The sequence below is a fragment of the Bacillus sp. 05T21 genome, from assembly GCF_056396785.1.
On the sequence record NZ_JBFTMD010000002.1, the window covers coordinates 472901 to 497951 of the forward strand.

Here is a 25051-nt window from a genome sequence, read left to right on the forward strand (position 1 = left end):
TAAAAATTCCCTGCTTATAGTTTCTCGCCAAACGCTCATACTATTATTAGACGCAAAAGTCAGCGCGTCAATTGTTTTCAGCTAAATAAAGGGGGTTTTTCGAATGGGTAAAAAGAACAAATCAAAACGTTTTATCCAGCAAGGAGCCGATGCTGTTATGAAGCATGATGCAAGATTCCCGTACAGAGGTACATTAGCTGAGGCAGAAAAAGCGAGAAGTAACTCTTCGTTTGGAGGGGTTTAAATGGGGAACTTACTATTCCAACAAGCTAGAGACGCTGTTTCAAGTGCCGTTTCTTGTTCAAGTGGTGCTGAACAACAGGAACTCGTTTATAGAGCAAAAAACTCTTTGCACTCTGCTTATGCAAACTCTTCAACTGCTGAAAAAGTTCAGCTACGTGAAATGCAGGAGCAATTGCAAAACATTACGAATTCGCATTAAAAAAGGAGGACCAGCTTTGGTCCTCTTTAATCTTTTCTAAACAATCCAAACACACCGACCGTTTGCAGTATATTTGTAAATGCACCTGGGTCCACTTGTTTAATAACCCTCTCTAATTCGTACAACTCGTAACGAGTGATAACAATCATTAACATTTCTTTATTTTCATTTGTATAAGCACCTGTTGCTGGTATAGTTGTAATCCCTCTCACTAAGCGAGAGTGAATCGCTTTTCGCACATCTGCCCCGTTCTTTGTAACAATTAATGCCGTAATTTTCACATGACGGGTATGAATCGCATCAATAATTCTCGTTGATACATACAAAGTGACTAAAGTATATAATGCCTTTTCCCATCCATACACATAGCCAGCGGCGATAATGATAAGTGCATTAAAGAAGAAAAAATACGTACCGACAGGCTTATCTTTTATTTTTGATAAAATCATGGCAATAATATCTAGGCCACCTGTAGAAGCCCCCCACTTTAAAGCAACCCCTACCCCAATCGCTGAAATAATACCACCAAAAATCGCATTCAATATAATATCGTTCGAAACCGCTCTAACTGGGATAATTTCTAAAAACAAAGTCATAAATACAACACAAAGAAAACTAAAAAATGTAAAGGCCTTCCCAACCTTTTTCCACGCTAAAATAACGACAGGAATATTAAACAAACTAAACAATACCCCCGTAGATATATGAATAGATAAAAAGTCACCTAATATTTGTGACAATAATTGAGACAATCCAGCAAAACCACTCGCATACACTTTCGCTGGTGTTAAAAATAAATTCATCCCAATCGCATTTAATAAACCCGCAATAATTACAACGACTAACTTCTTAATAAGTTCAGTATAATTCAGCTTCAAATCCATTTCTAATCCACCTTTAGTATTCATGAATGCACCGCTATACATAGTCTTTACGAAAAAGGAAATGATAAACATACAACGTTTAGAAATGGAGTTGATACATATGCCACATACTAGCGATAACGACAAAAAAGCACGCGACAATAATGCAAAGCGCACTCAAAAAAATGAACAAGAGCAAAAAAATATTCAGCAAGGAAAACGTGCATATTCTAAGAAAACCGATCACCTTTGATTACATCGTACATCAACTTTAATGTTGATGTACTTTTTTTACATTTTACAGGGAAAAAACATTAAAAATTCACTTCATGTTCACTTCTATATTCTACAATAGCGATAACATATTCGGATGAGGTGTTAGCATGAAAGGAAAAAGTACATTCATTATCACTGCACTAATAAGTATATTAATACTATCTGCTTGCGGACAAAAAAGTGACTCGGCCACAATCGCTACAACAACAAACTCAACCATTACGAAGAGCGATTTCGAAAAACAATTGAAAGATCGATACGGAAAAGACACGCTATACGAAATGGTAGCACAAGATGTTATTACTAAAAAATATAAAGTATCTGATGATGCAGTAGATAAAGAAGTAGAAAAAGCAAAAGATCAATATGGAGAACAATTCAAAGCAACACTAGAAAATAATCGTTTAAAAGATGAAGAAGATTTCAAAAATCAAATTAAATTCAAACTTGCATTGAATGAAGCGATTAAACAAAGCGTTACAGAAAAAGATGTGAAAGACCACTATAAACCAGAAATTAAAGCTAGTCACATTTTAGTAAGTAACGAAAATGAAGCGAAAGAGATAAAGAAGAAATTAGATACCGGCACTTCATTTGAAGAATTAGCAAACCAAGAATCTCAAGATCTAGCATCAAAAGATAATGGCGGAGACCTCGGATACTTCGGGGCAGGCAAAATGACACCTGAATTTGAAAAAGCTGCCTACAAATTAAAGCCCGGCCAAATTAGCAATCCCGTAAAATCACCAAACGGCTATCACATTATTAAACTAACTGATAAAAAAGATTTACAACCTTACGATAAAGTGAAAGACTCTATACGTAAAGACTTAGAAGAAGAACGTCTTGCCGACCCTTCCTTCGGTCAAAAATTATTACAAGATGAATTAAAAAAGGCGGATATTAAAATAAACGATAGTGACTTAAAAGATACATTTTCTCATCTTTTTGGGAAAGAGAACTAAAAAAAAGCACGATCTTATTTTTTCAAATAAGGTCGTGCTTTTTCTTCAGACTTTTATAATGCCAATTGATGTGATCTAGTTCTGCCTCTACTTCGATTAATATATCTATTAAGTCGTCTTTATTTTACTGAACGCAAAAAGAGCTATCTCTTCCCTAATAAACTTAGAGAAAAGATAGTTCTTTTTAGTCCACTTTATTTCTTAAAGTAAGTCCAGCCTTCTTCTTGGTAAATCTTTTCTTCTTTCATCAGTTTACCAAGTGCGCGTTTAAAGGCAGCTTTACTCATATTGAAACGTTCTTTAATGTCTTCTGGGTTGCTCTTATCCCAAAACGGCATTGCTCCGCCTCGTTCTTCCATATATGCATAAAGTACTGCTGCATCATCTTCCATTCCTTCTTCTTTACGAGGAAGAAGTGAAATGTTGATTGTGCCGTCATCTTTCACGTCAATAATACGGCCTGTTACGCGCTCACCGATGCGGACTTGTTCTTTTCTTTCTGTATGGTGTAAGAAAGCACGGAAATGCTCGTCAGTTAGTATGAATGAACCAACTTGAAGTGAGCGATACACACGTCCATTTACGTTTTTATTGCGCATAGATGGCGTTGCATCTACGATAATTTCTTGCATATCACTGTCTCTTGCCGGAAGAGCAATTAAACGATCTCGATTCGTTAATTTTAACGTACAATATAATTCGTCGCCTTCCTGAGGCCATACTGGCATATAAATTGGAAACTCATCAAGTGGAATTAGTATATCTTTCGATACACCAATATCAACAAACACACCTAAACTAGGAATAACTTCTACAACCTTTACCCAATTCCAATCATGCGTTGTAATAATTGGTTCCTTCATTGTTGCTGAAATACGATTTTGGTGATCAAGGTATAAGAATACATCAATCGTATCGCCTTCTGCAATTTCTCCAGCTAATTCGTTTTTATGTAGGAAGATTTCTTCCTCTTCGTTTCCAACCATATATCCGATTTCCGTTTCGCGTAAAACAGTTACCTGTTCAATCGATCCTAATTGCAAATACATATTTTTTAATTCCCTTCTATATATATAAAATTATCTTTTTTATCATTCCAAACAAAAGTTAATTATAACACGATTTTTCCTTTATTTGTCCAACTGCCCAAAATTCACTATAATTAAATAAAGACTGTATCTATAGGACTATATTCCCCTACGGATGATCCGTCAAAACACTTAAGTTGCAACACTCTATCTAATCGATGTATTTTCCGCTATACTTTAATATGTATATTACATAGCCTATTTAGGTGCATGAAAAGATAGAAATTTATTTGGAGGTGCTAACTATGGCAAAAGAGAGTTCTTTTGACATCGTTTCGAAAGTAGAATTACCTGAAGTAACAAACGCAATTAACATCGCATTAAAGGAAATCCAAAACCGATATGACTTTAAGGGTAGTAAAAGTGATATTAAATTAGAAAAAGAAGTACTTGTTTTAACTTCTGATGACGAGTTCAAATTAGACCAAGTAAAAGACGTTCTAATTTCTAAACTTGTAAAACGTAACGTTCCAATTAAAAACTTGGACTATGGAAAAGTTGAAACTGCATCTGGTAATACCGTTCGCCAACGTGCAACTCTGCAACAAGGTATCGATAAAGATAACGCGAAAAAAATCAACAACATCATTAAAGAAATGAAATTAAAAGTGAAAACACAAGTACAAGATGACCAAGTACGTGTAACAGCGAAAAGCCGTGATGACTTACAAGCAGTAATTGCAGCCGTTCGCAGCGTTGACTTACCAATCGACGTACAATTCATTAACTATCGCTAAGAAAAAAAGATCCTCTATCTATACAGAGGATCTTTTCTTTTTAACCGCAATTAAAAAAGCAATAAATAATACGTTCACACCGACTATTAAGGAGATAAACAACCAATTCACACCTGTTTCTTCGCTAACTTTATACACATTCGACTCTTCGCGCTTTAAAACAAGATAAAACTTTCCGTTTTCTTCTCTTATAATTTCGTCTTCTAACAATCCTCTTAACTCTTGTTTTTCACCAATTGCACTTACAGGTAAGGAAACCTTTTGCGTTTTTTTCGTATTATTAATCGCTACTAGTGTTACTTCATCTTTATACTTTCTTTTTAGTATACTCATTCCATCTTTATCATACAGAAGTTCAAACGTACCACGTCGTAAAGATGGTCTCGTTTGTCTAAGTTCACCTAGCTTCGTTATGTGCTGCATAAACTTTTCATCAGATTTGAAATCCATTAATCGTCTATTATCTGGAGCATCCCCCCCATCTAATGCGATTTCAGTTCCGTAATAAAAATTCGGTATCCCCGGGGATGTTAATAAGTAAGTGATCGCTAGTTTTAAACGAGACGGCGGGTAATACATATTTTCTTTTGCAATACGTGCAAATCGCTTTGTTTCTTGATTATCTAAAAACGTAGCGAATTCCTCTTCTTTTCCACTCACATCATATAAAGGTTTCACAGACATATCTGCTTTTGAAAATGACTCTACTATTTTTTTATAGTACTCATTATCTTCCTTTGTCATAATGTGAAAATCTTTCTTTACCTTCTGCAAATCCTTTTGTACTTCATCCCAAAAAGCACGCGGCTTTTTTTCACTATGTATCACATAACTTCCGTCTAAATCGACTTCTTTTATCCACCATTTCATCGAGTCAATTAATTGTTGTTCATTTTCTTCATACGGAAATTGAAAGACAACTTTCATTCCTTTTTTGTGAGCCTCATTTACAAGTTCTTTCACATCATTTTCTGTTCCGAAATGTTCATTTACTTTTTGAAAGTTTCGAACGCTTAATCCATCATACTTTTCACTTTCAAAAAGCGACGAAAGCATAATAGTAGTAAATCCCATTTCTTTTATGTAGTCCAATCTTTTTATAATCCCACGTATATCTCCGCCCTGATACCCTTCTAAATTACCAACGTCTAACTGTTTGTCATTTTTCGATTCTCCGTTATTAAAGCGATCAATCATAATGGAATATATAACTTCATCTCGCCATTCCCTTTTTTCTTCCGCAAAAGTATGTACTGGTACAAACAAAATAACAGCTAAACAAAAACAAATGAATAGTTCCTTAGTCCATATTTTTTTCACACGCATCCCCCAAACTTCCAATTGTAAGAATATTATACCAATTTTTAGAGCAAATCGCATACGTTGATTTTATCCCTCCAAAATACATTATGTTAGGTTTTCTAACATTACCTAAAAAGTTTTCTGAATTTTTAGTTGATTTTTCTTTTTTTTCGAATATGATATGAAACATAACATATAGATGTTATTTTTTCTAACATCATAGGAGGAGAGAGAATGAATACGGGGGATACAGTTTTTATTTTTGTAACGACAGTAATGGTCATGTTGATGACACCAGGATTGGCACTTTTTTATGGGGGTATGGTTCGCAGTAAAAACGTACTCAGCACGACAATGCACAGTTATAGCGCAATGGCTATCGTTTCGATTCAATGGATTGTTATCGGTTATTCTTTATCATTCGGACCAGATTGGCACGGACTTATCGGCAATCTCGATTGGTTCGGTCTAAACGGAGTTACCTACGCACCAAACCCAGACTACTCATCTACTATTCCTCACAATTTATTTATGATGTTCCAACTCATGTTCGCTATTTTAACTCCCGCTTTAATTTCAGGTGCATTCGCCGAAAGAATGCGATTTTCTGCCTTTCTTATTTTTATCCTGCTTTGGACAACAATCGTTTACAATCCTGTCGCTCATTGGGTGTGGGGCGTTGGCGGATGGCTGAGAGAACTTGGTGCGCTAGACTTTGCTGGCGGTAACGTCGTTCACATCACATCTGGAGTTGCTGGTCTCGTATTGGCTATTTTCCTAGGAAAACGAAAAAACATAAGCGGTACCTCTCCTCATCATTTACCATTTACAATGTTAGGCGCAGGCTTACTCTGGTTCGGCTGGTTCGGTTTTAACGTCGGTAGTGCATTATCTTTAAATGACGTAGCTTTAACTGCATTTATTAATACAAATATAGCCGCCGCTGCCGCCACTTTAACTTGGATGCTTTCTGAATGGTTCTTCCAATCGAAGCCGACTGCGATGGGAGCTGCTTGCGGGGTTGTTTCTGGTTTAGTCGCAATTACGCCAGCTTGCGGATTCGTTACACCTTTCTCCGCTCTTCTTATCGGAGCAATTGGCGGTATATTATGTTTTGGTGCTGTCTTCTTCTTAAAAAACAAATTCGGGTACGACGATACACTTGATGCATTTGGATGCCACGGCATCGGAGGAACTTGGGGCGGTATTGCAACTGGACTATTTGCAACTACTACTGTAAACGGTGATGGCGCTAACGGATTATTTTACGGAAACGCATCTCTCCTTTTCAAACAACTTGTAGCAATCGGCGCAACATATGCATTCACAATCATAATGACGTACGCCATCATTAAAGCGATTAACTTCTTCCTCCCTGTTCGCGTCGATGAGCACGAAGAACAAATGGGGCTTGATATTTCGATGCACGGGGAGAAAGCTTATGAGTATACAGAGAGATCTGTGAACTAAAACTTACAAACATACGAAAAAGGTGTACTCCGTTCTAACACGGGGTACACCTTTTTCGTATATTCATAACAACACAAATATTCCAAACTATTGGTATATAAATATCTTTATCTATCTATTCATATAAGCATCTTATCTTTTCAATAGCGAATTTAAAACAAGTTGCACAGCAACAGCGTCATCTAAATAACCGATAGGAAAAATGTAATCTGGAATCACATCGACTGATAGAATAAAATAGATGAGAGCACTTCCCATTAAAGCTAGTTCTACAGGTGTCCCCTTCTTTTTCATAAATCTCTCATACAATTCTTTCAGATCATTAATAAATGGTCCAATACTGCTTACCTTCTGAATCTTCTCGGTAAACCCCTTTTCAATCGTTTCTTGTCCTTCTTCTGTTTGCGAATATTGTTCGTAATTAGCCAATTGTTGCTCTACATTCGCGATACTAAACTTTTGATCATATAACTGTGAAGATTCAAGTAAATGCTCAATGTTATTAATAGATACATGAATATCAGATTGTTCTTCCTGCTTTGTTCCAATAGAATAACCTGCCGCCACAAACAAATCTGCGATCGGAATACCGAGGCAATCTGCAAACTTTTGCAAATGCTTTGGATTTGCTTTTCGCTTACCATTTATAATCATTGAAATAGTAGCAGTATCAATTCCAGTAAGCGCGCTCAGTTTTCGCATCGATAAAGATTTTTCCTTCAGTAATTCTTTTAATAACAACCCAAGATTACTTCTTTCAGTTCCTTCAGACATATTCCATTCCCCTCTATTCATGAGAATAATCATAGTTGTCACATGCAAAATAACTACAACTTCTATACAATTATATTAACAAATTTTTTTGCCAAGTTACAAGATGGGGATTCGTAATATATGTTTACATTTTGTAAACATATATTACGAATCATAAAATAAAGCCATCTCAAAAAATCGAAATTTTTTAAGACGGCTTTTTCTGCGTAGTTTAATAGAGCAACTTATTGCAACCACTTTCTCAATAAAAAAAATATGCTACTACAAACAATATAAGAACTAATAAAAGTGAAAAATGCTACTAGAAATGAATGGTGCAAGGAAAAAGTTAGCACTGTTAATAACGAAGACAAAAAGAATAAATCTAATAAAATAAAATATCCTGAACTTAAAACACTTTCTACTAATTGTAATTCAGCCTCAAGTTCAGAGTACTTCAACCTTTTATAAAGTAATCTCACTTTCGCTCACCTTCTATTCATCTGATGTTAAAAATATCATTCCTTTCTCTTTCTATAAAGTGAAACTTTAATCAGTGGAGGTTATGATCATCCCTGCTGGTTATAAGCCCGCAAATAGCGGGATAAATCAATCAAAAAACGCAGCAAACGCAATAATTAATAGTAACGTTCCGCTAATCAATGTTCCAAATTGTCCTAAAGTAAATTTCCCAATACGAACGTGAGCTATCTTTCTCCCTAATGCAACTCCGCCCCAAACTGTTATGAAACTACCAATTGCCGCAGCAACACATATCGCTATCGGATTCAAACCGAATAAACCAGCACCTAATCCGTTCGTTAATGCATTAGCAGACAGACCAATGCCAAGAAAGATGGATTCTACAAATCCGATTCCTCCAGATTCACCTATATTTTTCGTTAAACCATTTATTTCTGTAGATGCTACTTCACCTTCTGCACCTTCAGCTACCACCTTACGAGGAATTGCTAATAATACAATTCGAAGACCAATGACAACTAATAAGAAAGAACCAATGACTACTGGCATAATCCCAGGCAAAATTTTCGAAAGCCATAACCCAAAATAAATCCCGGCCACACTAAACAAAAAGCAAATAACCGAAATGATAAGATTGGAAAAATGACTAATTCGTATGTTGCGAATGCCGTAAGAAATTCCCACTCCTAAGTTATCAATGCTTGATGAAAATGTCAGTGCTAATACCATCATCCATGCTGTCATTTAATTCATTCACTCCTCCGCGCAAAATATATTTCTGAATATTAAGATAACTTATTTGACATACATAGTATGGAATATTAATAAGGGAGATACAAACTCCCTATATTCCTTCCACTTAATCCCCCTCCTCGCTTAAAAGCGAGGAAGAGTGAACCATTTCATTACATTCATACGATTTGCTTTTCCTTTTTCACGAACAGAGTGAAAAATTTCACCAGTGAAAGATCCCATTTTCGTAGCAACCTCTTTTTGCATCGCTTTATTTTCTGATGCCGCTTTTACACTTAAATCTAACGCCTGCTCAAAATGCTCTAACGCTTTTTCCAAATGATAATCTACATCTTTTTCTACAGCTTTATGCATCATGCTTAATCTCCTCCTCTTCATCTTGCGCTTGTTCAGCTGCCGCTTCTATAATTTCTTGTTCATCAGTTGTGTCATCTTCCACATAAGAAAGTTCTTTTTCAAATTGCTTTTGCATCCTATCCATTTTCGCTTCCACAATAATATCTTCTACTTCTTCTTTAATTGTTTCAAAAGTAGACTTCACACCTCTTGCTCCTGATTCAACAAGCGGACGAAGTGTATTTCTTACGACAGGTAATAAAGCCGCACTCGCTAACGCTAAAGTAGATCCAATAACAACTTTTCGTATCATTTTCATTGCTCCTTTACACTGTTTTTAATAATGCAGATCCAGAAACTATCGGCTTTACTAGATTATTATTCTTATATGAAACTAAATTAATAATAGGCTTCGAAATTTTAGATACTGTACCCGCTACAAGAAGAACAGGTATCCATTGCGTCAGTGTTAACGGAACGGTATGGAATATACGAGCTAACGGCGGTACATATATAGCTGATAACAATACGAACCAAGACGTTCCTAACGCTGCAATAAAGAAACGGTCTTTTGACCAATCGCGAATTGTTTCTTCTGATCCCTCTTGTCTCCAGGAGAAAGTTTGAATGAGCTGTCCGGCAACTAAAGCCGCAAACGCTGATGTTTGCGCTACTGGAAGAGGTACTCCAGCCGCTAAACTAATACCAAATACAGCGAGCGAACCTACCCCAAGCAATACTCCTCTTGTCACAACTTTTTTATACAATTCTTTATCAACAATATCTTGGCGTTTCGTTTGCTTCGTTTTGTTTCCAGGGTTTACAGCTAAAATCATCGCTGGTAAAGCATCGGTAATAAGATTCATTAATAAAATTTGAATTGGTACTAACGGAATCGGCATTCCTGCAATAACAGCCGCACTCGTCACTAATACTTCCGCTAAATTGCCCGTTAATAAACAACCAACTGCTTTGCGAATGTTTCCGATGATCGTTCTACCTTCTTTTACCCCTTCAACGATTGAACCAAAATGGTCCTTTTTCAAAATTAAATCAGCAACTTCTTTCGTTACTTCTGTTCCGGTTTGCCCCATCGCAATACCAACATTCGCCTTTTTTATAGCCGGTGTATCATTTACACCATCTCCAGTCATAGCGACGATTTGACCGTCAGCTTGGAATGCAGTTACAATTCGTAATTTGTGAGCCGGGGTCACACGAGCAAAAACAGATGTACTTTTTACAACTTCTTTTAATTCCTCATCTGTCATGTTATCAATTTCTAATCCCGTTAAAACACGATCTTCACGATTCCAAATCCCAGTTTGTTTCGCAATAGAAATCGCTGTAGTCGGATGATCTCCCGTAATCATTACTGGCTTCACACCTAACTCAATCGCTTCATGAATACTCTCTTCCACTTCAGGTTTCGGCGGATCAACCATACCGACTAACCCAACAAAAATAAGATCATCATTTTCGTTAGCACTGTACGCAAAACCTAATACTCGTAATGCCTGTTCCGCAAATTTTTCATTTTGTTGTAAAACGACTTCTTTTTCCTTATCACATAACGGATATATTTGACCGTTATCTTGATACCATTTACAACGAGGAAGAATTGCCTCTACAGAACCTTTCGAGAACTTATACAACTCTTCGTCGTTACTCTCTTTACAAACAACACTCATAATTTTCGTCTCAGAATCAAACGGTTCTTCATGATGGCGTTCAAATGACGCCATATCTTCATGCAGCACACCCGCTTTAGAAGCTAAACTTAATAAAGCCCCTTCAGTCGGATCACCTTTCACAACCCATAGGTCATCTTCCTGCTCTAATTTACTATTGTTACAAAGGACACCAATTTGAAGAATGCGAGCTAAATCAGGATTTTCTAGCGGCATACTTTCCGTTTCATGATAAATAGCATCTTCTACATCCATATCTACAGAAGCAGCAACTTTAGATGAAGTTACATCCGCAATTGTCCCTACTGGTTCATACCCATTACCCGTTACACTCCATAAACGATTTGGCGTAGCAATTACTTTAACAGTCATTTCATTTTTCGTAAGAGTTCCCGTTTTATCAGAACAAATAACCGTTGTTCTACCAAGCGTTTCTAAACTTGAAAGCTTCCGAACGAGCGCATTTTGCTTTTGCATACGGAATATACCCGCACTTAAAGCAATCGTAATCATAATTGGCAAGCCTTCTGGAACAGCAGAAGCAGTAAGAGCAACCGACGTTGTAATCATTTGCGCAATTGGCAGTCCCCTAATTAGACCCGCTACAAGCACAAGACCACCAGCTACAAATGCCCCTTTAATAAATGTTTTACTAATAGATGTCACCTTTTGCTGTAATGGCGTAGGCTCTGTTTCCTCCCCTTTCATTAAGGAGATCATATAGCCCATCTCTGTACGCATACCTGTTTCCACTACGATTGCCACCACTTTACCGCGTGTTACGGACGTCCCCATAAAGAGCATATTGTTTCGCTCTGCTAACGAACATTCTTCTAGCATAGCGTCAGCTTTCTTTTCAACTGGAAGTGATTCTCCCGTTAACATCGCTTCATTAATTTCTAAGTTCCAAGAGTTAACAACGCGAAGATCAGCAGGTACACGGTCTCCTGCTTTAAGGCAGACGATATCCCCAGGAACGAGTTCACTACTTGATATTTCTATTTCCGCTTCTTCCCTTATTACTTTACAAATAGGAGCGCGGAATTGATTTAAAGCCTCAACTACCTTTTCCGCCTTCCGTTCTTGAAGCGTCCCAATTATTGCATTTACAACGAGAATTGTCCCCATTGCTAATCCATCAAACCACCCACCAGATATAACAGATAATCCGGCTGCTCCAAGTAAAATAAGCGATGTAAATTCTTTAAATTGGCCCATAAATGATGCAATCCAAGGAACTGACGGTTTCGGTTCAATTTGATTCATTCCGTATTCTTCTTTTCGCATATTCACTTGTGCATCACTTAATCCATATTGTTTCTCAACTTGTAATCTATTCATCACTTTTTCTTGATTAAATGTATACCACGGAATTTGATCTTGTTTAGCAGGAATCACTTTTTGCTGAGAAGAAACCATTTTCGACAATTCTCCATAAGAAAATATCTTCTCGCTCATTCTTTTCGCCCTAGATAAGAACGTTAACGATAAAGCATTTGCAAATAAGGCGATTACAGGTGCTGTGAATATAGACCAAACTGCTAACATCTCTCCCACCACATTCCACACTTTCGCTGCGCGGAAATGCTCATTCACCAACATATTGATTCGGTTTGCATACGCTGTAGATTGAGAGATATTTTTTATTTCTTCAAATGATATAGACGAAAAATCGGTATTTTGATCAGTTGCAAATAATACCTCTTCTCCATTTGAACGAAGCAATTCCACCCGTTTGGTAGCATCACCCTGCTGCCAGCTATCATCCACACCGTATCGAGAAAGAATGTTACGATTTACATGTAAACTATTTTGCAAAACGCCTATACTCCACTTATTTTTACGTAACCCATTGACTACTTCTTTGAGTTCAGGAATAATGGTAACCTTCGATCCAACTAATAGACCGCAGCATTTTTTATTTTTAGCGACGAACTGAACTTGAAAACCTTCTTTTTCAAGTCTCTTCGCTTCCAGCTCATACGCACTTATATCTACACCATTTCGCTCGGCAAAATCTTTACTTCCGAAAAAGGAAGTTATCCCTTGAATTTCACCTTTTATCCCTTCATTCTCTACTTGAACTTCAAACGCCTTTCTTAACGTTCTTCCAGTTTTCGCCGCCTGTTGCACGACTTCTTCTTTCCAAACATGCTCACTTTTTTCAATAAGAGAAGCGGCTGTGCACCAAACTTGCCCGTCATTTTCATCTTGTGAAATACAACTCATTCCCTCTGCTGAGACCTGGAATATACGAGATGTATCATCCAATACTATCGTTTTTGTCCGAGACAATTGCGATAACGACCCACCACTCGGAATGACATATCCTCTTTCTCTTGCAACAAGATCACCTTGTCGCCACGCATATTCTGCCGATGAGACAGCTGGTTTGGGATTAGCAGCTAATAAAACTGCCATTCCGCGCAAAGGATTTCTAGTGAAAGCCCAAGTTGCTCCCCCAAAAATCATTCCCCATTTTGATTGTTTTTCACTATAGGCTTTAATCTCCGGAGAAAGGAGATTTTCTTTATACACTTCATTTTCTTCGTTTATGTTTGCTTGACTACGCTTCCAGTTTAAGTAGTTTAATAGACTAAGACCGGCAAGCACGACAATATTCTCCCGCGCGAGCGCAAGTGCAAGTGTTCCTACACCAAGCACAAGATCAGAATTCATCTTTTTGCTAGCAACCATTTTTTTGAATCCTCGCTTCAAGAACGGATAACCCGTCACAACAGATAAAGCTCCAGATACATAAAAAAGACCAGGACTTCTAGCTAAGGCAGATCTACCCATAAATAATTGTTTTATGCCGAAAGCACCTAACCCAACAATCGAAAGTGCTAACGGTAACGGCACACCTTCATCCTTTTTACTATGAACCGTGTCATTATTACGAGAAACTACACTAGATGAATAATCTATTAATTCCTTCTTTTCTTCACTGCTATTTGTACTAGTTTTCTTTCGCTTGGTCACTTGTTCTTCTATAAGTTGAATTATTTTGCAAATGTTATGTAGAGAGGTCTTGTTGATATCGTAAGTAATAAGGGCTCTTCCTGTAGAAATTGAGGGACTTACTTGATAAATACCTTCCGCTTGACTAAATCGGTCTAATATCAAGTTCGCCATGTTCTTGTTGTATTTTAGCTTGTAAATTTCAATTCGAATTCTTCCAGGTAACGATCGTATAAATCTCGTTTTTAATGATTTACTTTGCATCATCATCCTCCTTATCGTCTTGAAGGAAGTAAAAAGGTTTATTGCTCATGTGGTACTTAAGGACTGACAGGCAAATTTTCATAATCTATATTTTGCTCCGAATGATACGCATTTACACGAGAAACCCATTTTTCCTGGAATTTAGAAATTGTATTTGGAACAGCTTCTACCGCTCCTAAAATTGGTGATACTGTTCTCACAGCCACTTTACGTGCCGCTTCTTTCACTTTTGGTAAAGCTTCTTCCATTTCTGAACCAGCACTTTGAATTTGTTCTTTCGCACCAAGAAAAGCTGATACTGTTTTTACTGCTAGTTTTCGTAATCCTTTCCTTGCTTTTGGTGATGCCAATATAACCGCTGCTACCCCAATCGCTATACCAATTGGAGATTTCATAAATCGAAACATATTCATTTCTCCTCACTTAAAGTTATTTCGAATCTTTAAAACGAACAATTCATATACAATTAAGTAACCTTGTAAACCATTTCATCACATCCCTTATTTTGTAAAAAGTATATAAAGAGTATATATTTTTGTTTGTGTTATTTCAACAATTTATTAGTTTTTTGTAAATTTTATGTTAATTCTGAAGATTATTTTGTAAATACTTCTATTTCTACGTAATGGGATAAGTAATATATTCCATAAACTTTTCTTACTCAATTGTTGAGATTTTGTTGAGAATTCATTTTGTATTTTTACAAATTATAAACAAGGACATGCACTTTTACGAAACAACTTTTATATACTATAAAAAACACTATAAGGAGTGATTTTCATGAGCTTATCCTACTGGAAATACGCTATCCTCAATCACATCACTGTAAATTTCCGCACCTTCTTATTCAATATTACTGTCGCTATTTTAGGTGAAATCGCACTCTTTCTTGTCCTAAGTTTTATTCCAAAAAGACTTCATAAATTTTTCGCATAAAAAAGCCTGAGTTCCTATTGATGTAGAACTCAGGCCACTTAGTTTTACTAAGTAAAAGGAAATTATTACACTTATCGTTTTTGCTATATAGCGAAATTTATACATATAATTTATTCGCATTTGCGCTCATGTATACCCCATCTAGTATTATAGAAAATATATCAACGATTTTTTAAATATACCGATCGTTTCCTTCTATTATATCGACTTTTCGACACAACATATCGATTTATCTGCAAAATTCTACGTAACTCAAAGGAGAAATACCTCTGCACAACTTATGAATCACCGTACTTACTTTTGTTCAAGCTTAATATAATAAGAAACGCAATCGCTATTACAGCTAAAAAGCGAACTGGATTAAACGGTGTCCCTACCGTTTCATTAAACCGATGATAAATAAAAGATATCATCTCAAGTACCATTAACCCCATCGCAATTTGAAACGTCTCAGCCATCGCTTTATTTTTTATAAACGTGGCGCGCTCATCACCCTGTTTCCCGATTGCTATAAACATTTTTACAATAGCAAATACTACGAATAAAAATACACATGCAGCAATAATAAAAATAGCAACATTCATAAAATACACCTCTTATATGTAAAATTCATTTGACAAAAGTATAACATCTTTTACACATAATATAAAAAATCCTTTACATAAAAAGACGACCGAAAATTCTTCCAGTCGTCTTTTCCTATTTATCCCGCTATTTGCGGGCAGTAAGATCCCCCACCTCAAAATTCAGCGAAAGCGAAGAAGTTAGGCGAGGGATTAACTGCCCGTAAAAGCCCGATTTGTGAAGGCTAATAATCAGTGGGGATGCCCCCCACTGATTAAAGTTTCACTTTACTTCGGAACATTCCCTACATACTGCGTAATGTCAACATTTAACGCCCCTGCTAAACGCATGCCGTACTCTTGATCTGCACGGAAGAAGTTACAAACAGCTAATAATTTCGTGCGCTCATTTACGTCTTTTAAGTCGTTTGTTAAGTTTGCAATTAAGTTGTCTTGTTCTTCTTTAGAGAATGAACGGTAACGCTCACCTGCTTGTTTAAAGTCATTTGGTTTCTCAATTTTTTCACGAGATACGTAGCCTTCTACTTTCATAGTTGAATCGCGGTAAGCCCGATCTTCAACCGGATTTTCTGTATGACGGCTCGGTTCGTAGTTTACTGTAGATGGGTTTTGATTTACTTGCATTGCACCATCACGTTGTTGGTTATGAACAGCTGCGTATGGGCAGTTTACAGGAATTTGTAAGTAGTTTGCACCAAGGCGATAACGCTGTGTATCTGGGTAAGAGAATAAACGCCCTTGTAATAATTTATCTTCAGATGGTTCGATGCCATTTACAGTTGCACTTGGAGAGAACGCCACTTGCTCTACTTCTGCGAAGAAGTTTTTCGGGTTACGATTTAACGTCATCGTCCCTACTTCAATTAATGGGAAACGATCTTCTGGCCATACTTTCGTTGGATCTAGTGGATCGAAGTCTAAAGAGTCCGTTTCATCTAGTTGCATTACTTGTACGTGTAAATCCCACTTTGGATAATTTCCTTTTTCGATTGCATCGAATAAATCACGAGTTGCATGGTTGAAGTCTTTTCCTTGTACTTGCTCGACTTCTTTTGCACTTAAGTTACGCACACCTTGCTGTGGCTTCCAATGATATTTAATGTAAACAATTTTACCTTCTGCATTAATCCATTTAAATGAATGTACGCCGAAACCTTCCATTTCACGGTAGTTTGCTGGTGTACCATAATCAGAAAATACCCATGTCATCATATGTGTAGATTCTGGAGTTAACGTCATGAAATCCCAGTAACGATCTGGCGTTTGAACATTTGTATCAGGTGCTGGCTTTAAAGAATGCACCATGTCAGGGAATTTAATTGCGTCACGAATGAAGAAAACTGGTAAATGGTTACCTACGATATCGTAGTTTCCTTCTTCTGTGTAGAATTTAACAGCGAAACCACGAGGGTCACGAGCTGTCTCTGGGGAGCCTTGACCATGAATAACCGTTGAGAAACGAACGAATACAGGTGTTTCAGTTCCTTCATTTTGTAAAAACGCTGCTTTCGTATATTGCTTCATGCTGTTTTTCGTTACGAATACACCGTGAGCACCTGCACCACGTGCATGCACAACACGCTCCGGAATACGTTCACGATCAAAGTGAGCAAGTTTTTCTACTAAATGATAGTCTTCTAACAATACCGGTCCACGGCGACCAGCTGTACGAGAGTTTTGGTTATCTCCAACTGGAGCACCTTGGTTTGTTGTTAAGCGATTATTTGGATTCATCAGGGGGATCCTCCTCTTTCTTTAATAGTAATTATTATTTATTTAAAATTATTACAAACTAATTATTATTCAAAATTAAATCCTTGTCAACTATTTCCTTCATTTTTTTGGAAACAATTTCAGCTAAACAATCAATAAATACAGATTGTGAATTGGGCATATTTAGTCTAAAATATGCGGCATTTAATTCATCAGTTACAACTTTATCTTCATAATCGTTGTCATATAAAACTTCTAAATGAATCAATGTGTTTTTAACCTAAGCAACAAACAAATTCATACTCTGTAAACATTTTATTCATTGAATCTGTTAATTTATGTGCCTGCTCTTTCGTTATTTTCGCAAGCGGTGAAATTCCTCCAATTGCTTTATACCGTCCGATTAAATTTTGGAGCGCTTCTTCCGACGGCTTACGCCCGTGACGAATGTGAGTGTACATCATCTAATGACTCCGGCGTTCCATACGCCATCACAAGCAAACCTAGTTTCTTCTTCGTCATCTATATAACACCTCAATTTTGGAAATGAGAATCTTTTTCAAGAACATTTGTTTCCAAGTATAACAAACAATAATAAATACGTCAAAATAATAATTCTAAATAAGTATTATTTCTAATATAATTTCGAATTTTATATGACAATTCATTTAATAAAAAAGCGACTTACATATATTTTGTAAGCCGCCCTTTCCCCTATTCTTTAATATTTACCCCATACTCTTTAAACCAAACATGAATTTGCGCTAAATGAGCTAAAAGTTGCGGCCCAGTCATTAATTGTCCAAACCACGGTTTTTGAAATGCACTGCCGCCAGACTGGATCAATCCGCTCAATTGCTCCTTATCGAACAATTCATGCAAAATTGAGCCTTTATCCGTTAATAAATCTTGGAGCCATACTGTTACTGCTTTCGTATAGTGCGGATTATGCGTTTTCGGATACGGACTTTTCTTTCTATATAATATATCATTTGGAAGTAATCCTTCTAACGCCTTACGCAATAGACCTTTTTCGCGGTTTTTATACATTTTCATTTCCCAAGGAATATTCCACGCATATTCGACAAGTCGGTGGTCCGCAAATGGAACACGTACTTCTAAGCTTGCCCCCATACTCATACGGTCTTTTCTGTCTAATAATGTTGTCATAAACCATACCATGTTTAAATAAAATAATTGTCGTCTCTTCGCTTCTAATGGGCTTTCTCCCTCTAAAATAGGAACTTCTTGAATGGATTCTTCATAGCGTTGTTGTACATATTGTTGTAAATTTAATTTATTTCTCCATTCTTTCTTCAGAAGTTGTTCACGCGCTTCTGTAGAACGCATCCACGGAAATGCACTTGATTGTAAATCATCTTCTCTATAAAACCACGGATAACCGCCGAATATTTCATCTGCACATTCTCCAGATAAACCGACGACAAAATCTTGTTTTATTTCACGGCAAAACCATAATAATGAAGAATCAATATCTGCCATACCAGGCAAGTCGCGAACGAGTACTGCTTCTGTTAAATACTGTGCTAGTTGTTCATTAGAAATGACACAGCGATGATGAATTGTTTGAAACGTCTCCGTCATTAAATTAATAAATGGTGCATCTGAATTTGGCTGAAACGCATTCGCTTTAAAATATTTGTCGTTATCTTCATAGTCAACAGAATACGTGTGCAATTGACCTTTCCCTGATCTTTCATACTCTTTCGCGGCAATTGCTGTGATAGCACTTGAATCTACACCTCCTGATAAAAAAGTGCATAGTGGTACGTCAGAAACTAATTGTCTCGTAATCGCATCTTGTAATAAAAAACGAGTTTTCTCTACTGTTTCTTCAAATGAATCTTCATGTTTTTTACTTTCTACATTCCAATATCTCCATATGCATAAACCGTCTTTTGAGAACGTCATTGCATGACCCGGACGCAGTTCTTGAATACCAGCATATATACCGTGACCAGGTGTTCTAGATGGTCCGAGGCCAAATATTTCTGACAACCCTTCTAACGTTACTTCCGCCTTCACATCTGGATGCGCTAGTATCGCTTTTAACTCTGAACCAAATAATAATCGTCCGCTATCATATTTATAAAAAAGCGGTTTTACACCTAATCGATCTCTGGCAATAAAGACTCTTTCATTTTTCTCATCCCATACTACAAACGCATATATACCGTTTAAATGATCGACACATTCTTCTTTCCATTCAATATAAGATGCCAATAGTACTTCTGTATCGGAATGCCCTTTAAATGTATAACCTCTTCTTAATAACTCTTTGCGAATATCTTCTGTATTGTAGAGCTCTCCGTTATAGCAAATCGCATAACTCGTTTCGTCTTTTAAACAAGTCATGGGTTGTTTACCACCTTCAGGATCTACAACGATTAACCGTTTATGCCCAAATGCGACGTTCCCTTTAATCCAAACTTTATTATCATCTGGACCGCGTTTCGCTAGCGTTTCCGCCATCTTCGTCACGATGTCCCTTTCCCCTTCTAATGAGCGTTTATAATCCACCCATCCTGTAATCCCGCACATAAGAATCATCCTTCCTAATCTAATATCTGTTTCTGAACGTGCAGTAATCCCCACCCTATGAGTGCGGATACATAAAAACAACAAACTTGACGATAACTAACTATCCATATATGGAATAGCAGTTTCACAGTGTAAAGCGTGTTTTATTGTATGCCCATCTATCTTTAGGTGTGTCTAGTTATAAAGAACGTACGAACTGTCCATAACAAGAATAACTATTTCTATAAAAGGAGAAATGAACTATGATACAACGCAAACATATTTTGTATAACCAACCGCGCGCTCATACAGTCGGTAATGTAGAATATATAAACAAAGAATGGGTATTCTTTGATGATGAAAATGATGAGGCTTTTCTATTAGAAGATATTGCTGAAGATGGTTTTGAAATTTTATATAACAACAATTGGCTACCAGCTCGTTTTTATGAACAAGACATATTACAAATTGCAAATGAACAACATTCTCTCCAAAACGGGGAAATGATACGAATTCGAAAAAAATTACTTCTTAGCTATAATGAATGGCTTGAGGAATTACCTGACTCTGTCTTTACATTATTAACCGAATCATTGCAATCGCTTCATTACTCTTTATATGATTGCATGTATTGTCATAATTATTTATCATTCTTGCCGAAAGATGAAGCAGGTGAAGGAGTAAATATTCTTTTATTCGATAACGACGAAATGATTTGTACATTGCAGCATCATTTTGTACGCCACTCTTCCTCTAATAAAAATATTTTGCGATTTACGAAAGTAAACGGAGAAGAGTTACATATCGATGCGACATAAAGTAAAAAACCACCTTATAATCTCCCAAACATGTGAGATTATAAGGTGGTTTTATTTTTATTTTTATTTTTATTTGAATACGTACCAGCCAAGCGGTAATTTTAGTCCTAAGTAAAATACCGCTACTAGTGCAACAATAAATAATCCCCAAAATGCCCCTGTTGCTTTGTTCTTGCTCATTTTCACAAGAACCATTTCCATTCCAGCGATTACTAATATACCAGCTAGCATTTTCATGCCGTACCACATGTGCATGCTACCTGTTGCCGTCTTCACAATACTCATGTACAACATGAAACCTGTCACAATAATGATGATATACATAAGGCGAAGCCCCATATGTACACCTTTACCTTTTCTTCCTGCTGAATAAAGTGAATACGCAACGAAGAATAAAATTAATCCTAACGCCCATGCTGTAATATGCATATGTACCATCGTATCCCTGCCTCCTCTTTTCACACTTTTTCACTCTATATGATAACATGTTCATTTATTTTCAGGAAATGTTTCGCTTTTTTATATTTAAATGCTATAATATTTAGAGTATTTACAAACTTCTTGTAATAACAAAAGGGGGAACAATCATGATTCAAACTAAGGATATTATCGAACTTACAGACACATACGGGGCAAATAACTACCATCCACTTCCAATCGTTATTTCTAAAGCAGAAGGCGTTTGGGTAGAAGATCCTGAAGGAAACCGCTATATGGACTTACTAAGTGCATATTCTGCAGTAAACCAAGGTCATCGTCATCCAAAAATCATTAACGCTTTAATTGACCAAGCAAATCGTGTTACGTTAACTTCTCGTGCTTTCCATAGCGATCAATTAGGTCCTTGGTACGAAAAAGTTGCGAAACTAACAAATAAAAATATGGTACTTCCTATGAATACAGGTGCAGAGGCTGTTGAAACTGCAATTAAAACAGCTCGTCGCTGGGCTTATGATGTGAAAAAGGTAGAAGCAAACCGTGCAGAAATCATCGTTTGTGAAGATAACTTCCACGGACGTACAATGGGTGCTGTTTCTATGTCATCAAACGAAGAGTACAAGCGCGGCTTCGGTCCAATGCTTCCTGGCATTATTGTAATTCCTTACGGTGATTTAGAAGCGTTAAAAGCTGCGATTACACCAAATACAGCTGCATTCATTTTAGAGCCAATCCAAGGTGAAGCAGGAATTAACATTCCACCAGCTGGTTTCTTAACAGAAGCTTTTGAAGTATGTAAAAAAGAAAACGTTTTATTCGTAGCAGATGAAATCCAAACAGGCTTAGGCCGTACGGGTAAAGTATTTGCTTGCGACTGGGACAATGTAACTCCTGACATGTACATACTTGGTAAAGCACTTGGCGGCGGCGTATTCCCAATCTCTTGTGTTGCAGCAAACAGCGACATTTTAGGTGTATTCGAGCCAGGTTCTCACGGTTCTACATTCGGTGGTAACCCACTTGCATGTGCTGTTTCTATTGCAGCTCTTGAAGTATTAGAAGAAGAAAAATTAACAGAGCGTTCTCTTCAATTAGGAGAAAAACTAGTTGGGCAATTAAAAGAAATTGATAACCCAATGATTACTGACATTCGCGGTAAAGGTTTATTCATCGGTATCGAATTAAACGAGCCAGCTCGTCCTTACTGTGAACAACTAAAAGCAGCTGGTCTATTATGTAAAGAAACACACGAAAACGTAATTCGTATTGCACCACCTCTAGTAATCTCTGAAGAAGATTTAGAGTGGGCGTTCCAAAAAATTAAAGCTGTACTATCTTAATTATAGTGAGGTTGTCCTAAATATAGGACAACCTCTTTCTTTTTTTAGTAGTTTATCGTAAAATAAAATTGAATATTCTGTTTTTGTTAAAAAGGGGGTAACTGTATGCTATTGAAATACGGTAAACACATTAATAATTTAGCTACAATTTTTATTTCTATGACATTCATCGGCTTCATATTATCTACAACTTTACTCAGTCATTATTCAACTCCTAATACATTCACACTACTCAAAACATCATTTTGGGCTGCTGTTTTCCTTACAATTATCGGTTTTGGCCGTGAGAGAAGCGCACTTGCAGTTATGCTAATTGGAATTTGTACTTTAGCATTAATCGGATTGTATATTTTCGCCATTATAGATTACTCCGTTAATCCACGCCCATAGAAAAGAGCTATCTTTTCACAAGATAGCTCTTTTTTCATTTCACTATATTTCTTAACGTACCAATTCCCTCTACTGTAATAACAACTTCATCACCAGCATGTAAAAACTTCGGTGGTGTAAAACCTTTACCAACACCAGCTGGTGTCCCTGTTGCAATGATATCTCCTGGCTCTAATGTCATGCCTTTACTTATAGTTGAAATAATTTCTTCTACTGAAAAAATCATTTCTCTCGTATTTGAAGTTTGCCTTACTTCTCCATTTACCACTGTTTCAATGTGTAATGCATTCGGCGTTCTAACCATCGATTTATGAATTAAATACGGTCCCATCGGACAAAATGTATCGAAACTTTTCCCTAGGAAAAATTGTTTATGTTTCCTTTGAATATCCCGAGCAGTTACATCATTTATAACTGTATATCCAAAAACATGATCAAGAGCTTTTTCTATTTTTATTTGTTTCCCTCGCTTACCGATAACGATTGCTAGTTCACCTTCGTAATCAAGTTCATTCGTCGCGTGAGGGTGACCATTAATTTGCTCATCAATTCCGATAACTGTTGTTGGCGCCTTTGTAAAAATCATTATATTTTCAGGGATAGACTCTACTCCGCCCATTTCTACCGCATGCTCACGATAGTTCTTTCCAACACAAAGAATATTTTTTCTCGGCCTTGGAATCGGTGCTAATATTTTCACCTCTGCTAACGGATAATACGCCGATCCCGCATTTTCCTTCGCCCAATTTACAATGTCGCACACTTTCTCAAGACATTCGCTTCCTCTTTCAATACACTCTAACATGGTAATAGGGATAGTAACCTTTTCCCCTTTTTGTCTTTGCGCTTCTCTTAAATGTAATACTTTTTCTTCCTCTTCATCCACAATACCTACAAATACCTTTTCTTCTTTCTTCGCCGTTACAAAACGCAACATTCCCACTCTCCATCCTAAAACTCATACCCTATAATTGTATTCGCATCCTTAAGAAAAAAACCTTCTTATACACGCTAATTTTTACAATATTCAACCATTCTTACATTTGTTCCTCATCCGTTATTTGACATAAAATGTAGAAATTATACTTTTTTTAGCGAAGATGTTTCTTTTTTATGGGATTTTTGTATAATATGTACTACATATATACATAAAATTTATTGAGAGATGGAGCCGATTTCAATGTTTGAGCAAGCTATCGAAAAAAAACGCGAAAAAATGATCTATTTTGCTGAACGCTACGGAATGACTTCTCAAAAAACAGTAGATTGTAGCCAGGAATTGGACAGGCTCTTAAATGTTGTTTGGCCTATACATACAGATTGCACACATACTCAAATGTTCGAAACACATACGCAATAACGTATGTGTTTCTTTTATTTCGAAAAAATACACATTTTATTGAAAACGCCCATACAATAGTAGAAAAGAAAATTTTAAAAACGAAAGGTGTTTTGTATGCCAGCTATGGTCGGACATATTCGTATCGTTAACATTGGATCAAGTGGTATTTTTCATATTGGAGATGTATTTGCGATTAGGCCTATTAGTTATTCACGCGCTTTTGCCGGAGCCGGTTCATTTAATGTTGGGGATAACGTCTCTGTCTACAATTATCAAAGCTCAACGACCGTCAATGATTCAGATGTAATTGATCAAGCAATAATTGGTTCGAACTAAAGGGGGCGATTGCATTGAATTTTTATGTGAACCAAAGTATCATCATTAACAGCATTAAAATCGATAGCATTACGACCTCTTCCGTTTTTCAAATTGGAACTGCAGGTAGTATTAAAGCTCTTTCTAAATTCTCAAATTCCGGCGGATTTACAGAACCTCTTCGTCCATTACAGGCGAAAGGACAAATTATTTCCATCAAACCATCAACTAGTTCTTCTTAAGGTATCCT

At 36.7% G+C, this 25051-nt stretch carries 27 protein-coding genes and 1 pseudogene; 12 read left to right on the top strand and 16 right to left on the bottom strand.

Annotation, left to right across the window (positions count from 1 at the left end; all coding sequences use genetic code 11):
* Positions 1-103 precede the first annotated feature (103 nt).
* A complete protein-coding gene (locus AC1DKZ_RS07390) occupies positions 104-244 on the top strand; it encodes a hypothetical protein (RefSeq protein WP_000516816.1) in 141 nt (46 codons plus the stop codon).
* Positions 245-442: a DUF3813 domain-containing protein gene (locus AC1DKZ_RS07395; protein ID WP_002011309.1), complete on the top strand. Its 198-nt coding sequence runs from the start codon at positions 245-247 to the stop codon at positions 440-442.
* 26 nt (positions 443-468) lie between these two features.
* Here AC1DKZ_RS07395 and AC1DKZ_RS07400 read toward each other — a convergent pair whose 3' ends face one another.
* Positions 469-1326 (bottom strand): YitT family protein, encoded by an 858-nt coding sequence (locus tag AC1DKZ_RS07400; protein ID WP_002134951.1) that lies wholly within the window; start codon positions 1324-1326, stop codon positions 469-471.
* 100 nt (positions 1327-1426) lie between these two features.
* On the opposite strand from AC1DKZ_RS07400, the gene AC1DKZ_RS07405 reads away from it, so the two are divergent.
* Positions 1427-1558: a DUF3941 domain-containing protein gene (locus AC1DKZ_RS07405; RefSeq protein ID WP_001120851.1), complete on the top strand. Its 132-nt coding sequence runs from the start codon at positions 1427-1429 to the stop codon at positions 1556-1558.
* 130 nt (positions 1559-1688) lie between these two features.
* Positions 1689-2546 (top strand): peptidylprolyl isomerase PrsA, encoded by an 858-nt coding sequence (gene prsA, locus AC1DKZ_RS07410; protein ID WP_476995875.1) that lies wholly within the window; start codon positions 1689-1691, stop codon positions 2544-2546.
* 194 nt (positions 2547-2740) lie between these two features.
* On the opposite strand, the gene AC1DKZ_RS07415 is transcribed toward prsA, so the two are convergent.
* On the bottom strand, positions 2741-3595 hold the full coding sequence (locus tag AC1DKZ_RS07415; protein WP_002011240.1) for a CvfB family protein: 855 nt from the start codon (positions 3593-3595) through the stop codon (positions 2741-2743).
* A gap of 284 nt (positions 3596-3879) precedes the next feature.
* Between AC1DKZ_RS07415 and AC1DKZ_RS07420 the strand changes: the two genes are divergently transcribed.
* Positions 3880-4371, top strand: a complete 492-nt coding sequence (locus tag AC1DKZ_RS07420; protein ID WP_002030284.1) for a YajQ family cyclic di-GMP-binding protein — start codon at positions 3880-3882, stop codon at positions 4369-4371.
* A gap of 18 nt (positions 4372-4389) precedes the next feature.
* On the opposite strand, the gene AC1DKZ_RS07425 is transcribed toward AC1DKZ_RS07420, so the two are convergent.
* Positions 4390-5751 carry an alpha-amylase family glycosyl hydrolase gene (locus tag AC1DKZ_RS07425; protein ID WP_476995876.1) on the bottom strand — a complete coding sequence of 454 codons (1362 nt, stop codon included), beginning with the start codon at positions 5749-5751 and terminating at the stop codon, positions 4390-4392.
* A gap of 156 nt (positions 5752-5907) precedes the next feature.
* Between AC1DKZ_RS07425 and AC1DKZ_RS07430 the strand changes: the two genes are divergently transcribed.
* Positions 5908-7143, top strand: coding sequence for an ammonium transporter (locus AC1DKZ_RS07430; RefSeq protein ID WP_476995877.1), 1236 nt, complete (start codon positions 5908-5910; stop codon positions 7141-7143).
* Positions 7144-7275: 132 nt separating this feature from the next.
* Here the strand turns inward: AC1DKZ_RS07430 and AC1DKZ_RS07435 are convergent, their stop codons facing one another.
* The 11 genes and pseudogenes from AC1DKZ_RS07435 to asnB form a co-directional block, all read right to left on the bottom strand.
* On the bottom strand, positions 7276-7917 hold the full coding sequence (locus tag AC1DKZ_RS07435; protein ID WP_476995878.1) for a helix-turn-helix domain-containing protein: 642 nt from the start codon (positions 7915-7917) through the stop codon (positions 7276-7278).
* Positions 7918-8141: 224 nt separating this feature from the next.
* Positions 8142-8378 (bottom strand): hypothetical protein, encoded by a 237-nt coding sequence (locus tag AC1DKZ_RS07440; protein WP_002087009.1) that lies wholly within the window; start codon positions 8376-8378, stop codon positions 8142-8144.
* Between the two features lie 127 nt (positions 8379-8505).
* The gene (gene ytaF / locus AC1DKZ_RS07445) at positions 8506-9123 is read right to left on the bottom strand and encodes a sporulation membrane protein YtaF (RefSeq protein ID WP_002087010.1); all 618 of its coding nucleotides are present in this window, start codon (positions 9121-9123) and stop codon (positions 8506-8508) included.
* 132 nt (positions 9124-9255) lie between these two features.
* The gene (locus tag AC1DKZ_RS07450) at positions 9256-9489 is read right to left on the bottom strand and encodes a hypothetical protein (RefSeq protein WP_002087011.1); all 234 of its coding nucleotides are present in this window, start codon (positions 9487-9489) and stop codon (positions 9256-9258) included.
* Complete coding sequence (locus AC1DKZ_RS07455) at positions 9479-9781, bottom strand: hypothetical protein (RefSeq protein ID WP_002087012.1); 303 nt, start codon at positions 9779-9781, stop codon at positions 9479-9481. The genes AC1DKZ_RS07450 and AC1DKZ_RS07455 overlap by 11 nt, the downstream gene beginning before the upstream one ends.
* Positions 9782-9794: 13 nt before the next feature.
* Positions 9795-14384 carry a cation-translocating P-type ATPase gene (locus AC1DKZ_RS07460; protein WP_476995879.1) on the bottom strand — a complete coding sequence of 1530 codons (4590 nt, stop codon included), beginning with the start codon at positions 14382-14384 and terminating at the stop codon, positions 9795-9797.
* A gap of 56 nt (positions 14385-14440) precedes the next feature.
* Positions 14441-14791 (bottom strand): YtxH domain-containing protein, encoded by a 351-nt coding sequence (locus tag AC1DKZ_RS07465; protein WP_002087015.1) that lies wholly within the window; start codon positions 14789-14791, stop codon positions 14441-14443.
* An 807-nt stretch (positions 14792-15598) separates the two neighbouring features.
* A complete protein-coding gene (locus AC1DKZ_RS07470) occupies positions 15599-15904 on the bottom strand; it encodes a hypothetical protein (RefSeq protein ID WP_476995880.1) in 306 nt (101 codons plus the stop codon).
* A 267-nt stretch (positions 15905-16171) separates the two neighbouring features.
* On the bottom strand, positions 16172-17638 hold the full coding sequence (katB, locus tag AC1DKZ_RS07475; RefSeq protein ID WP_113937656.1) for a catalase KatB: 1467 nt from the start codon (positions 17636-17638) through the stop codon (positions 16172-16174).
* A gap of 58 nt (positions 17639-17696) precedes the next feature.
* Positions 17697-18139 (bottom strand): annotated as a pseudogene (locus AC1DKZ_RS07480) (ferrochelatase).
* Between the two features lie 192 nt (positions 18140-18331).
* Positions 18332-20179: an asparagine synthase (glutamine-hydrolyzing) gene (gene asnB, locus AC1DKZ_RS07485; protein ID WP_476995881.1), complete on the bottom strand. Its 1848-nt coding sequence runs from the start codon at positions 20177-20179 to the stop codon at positions 18332-18334.
* Positions 20180-20421: 242 nt separating this feature from the next.
* Here asnB and AC1DKZ_RS07490 point away from each other — a divergent pair, with 242 nt between their 5' ends.
* Positions 20422-20976, top strand: coding sequence for a DUF2777 domain-containing protein (locus AC1DKZ_RS07490; RefSeq protein ID WP_242309824.1), 555 nt, complete (start codon positions 20422-20424; stop codon positions 20974-20976).
* Between the two features lie 69 nt (positions 20977-21045).
* On the opposite strand, the gene AC1DKZ_RS07495 is transcribed toward AC1DKZ_RS07490, so the two are convergent.
* A complete protein-coding gene (locus AC1DKZ_RS07495) occupies positions 21046-21414 on the bottom strand; it encodes a YisL family protein (protein ID WP_002134930.1) in 369 nt (122 codons plus the stop codon).
* Between the two features lie 149 nt (positions 21415-21563).
* On the opposite strand from AC1DKZ_RS07495, the gene rocD reads away from it, so the two are divergent.
* Entirely contained in the window at positions 21564-22754 is a 1191-nt protein-coding gene (rocD, locus tag AC1DKZ_RS07500) for an ornithine aminotransferase (protein WP_219301624.1), read from the top strand.
* Positions 22755-22859: 105 nt separating this feature from the next.
* On the top strand, positions 22860-23144 hold the full coding sequence (locus tag AC1DKZ_RS07505; protein WP_000925332.1) for a hypothetical protein: 285 nt from the start codon (positions 22860-22862) through the stop codon (positions 23142-23144).
* A gap of 34 nt (positions 23145-23178) precedes the next feature.
* Here AC1DKZ_RS07505 and AC1DKZ_RS07510 read toward each other — a convergent pair whose 3' ends face one another.
* Positions 23179-24081, bottom strand: a complete 903-nt coding sequence (locus AC1DKZ_RS07510) for a fumarylacetoacetate hydrolase family protein (protein WP_219301622.1) — start codon at positions 24079-24081, stop codon at positions 23179-23181.
* Positions 24082-24324: 243 nt separating this feature from the next.
* On the opposite strand from AC1DKZ_RS07510, the gene AC1DKZ_RS07515 reads away from it, so the two are divergent.
* The 3 genes from AC1DKZ_RS07515 to gerPB all read left to right on the top strand — a co-directional run bounded on the left by AC1DKZ_RS07515 (position 24325) and on the right by gerPB (position 25043).
* Positions 24325-24504, top strand: a complete 180-nt coding sequence (locus AC1DKZ_RS07515) for an aspartyl-phosphate phosphatase Spo0E family protein (protein WP_002087032.1) — start codon at positions 24325-24327, stop codon at positions 24502-24504.
* Positions 24505-24600: 96 nt separating this feature from the next.
* Positions 24601-24822, top strand: a complete 222-nt coding sequence (gerPA, locus tag AC1DKZ_RS07520) for a spore germination protein GerPA (protein ID WP_001111190.1) — start codon at positions 24601-24603, stop codon at positions 24820-24822.
* A gap of 14 nt (positions 24823-24836) precedes the next feature.
* A complete protein-coding gene (gerPB, locus tag AC1DKZ_RS07525; protein ID WP_001012506.1) occupies positions 24837-25043 on the top strand; it encodes a spore germination protein GerPB in 207 nt (68 codons plus the stop codon).
* Positions 25044-25051 lie beyond the last annotated feature (8 nt).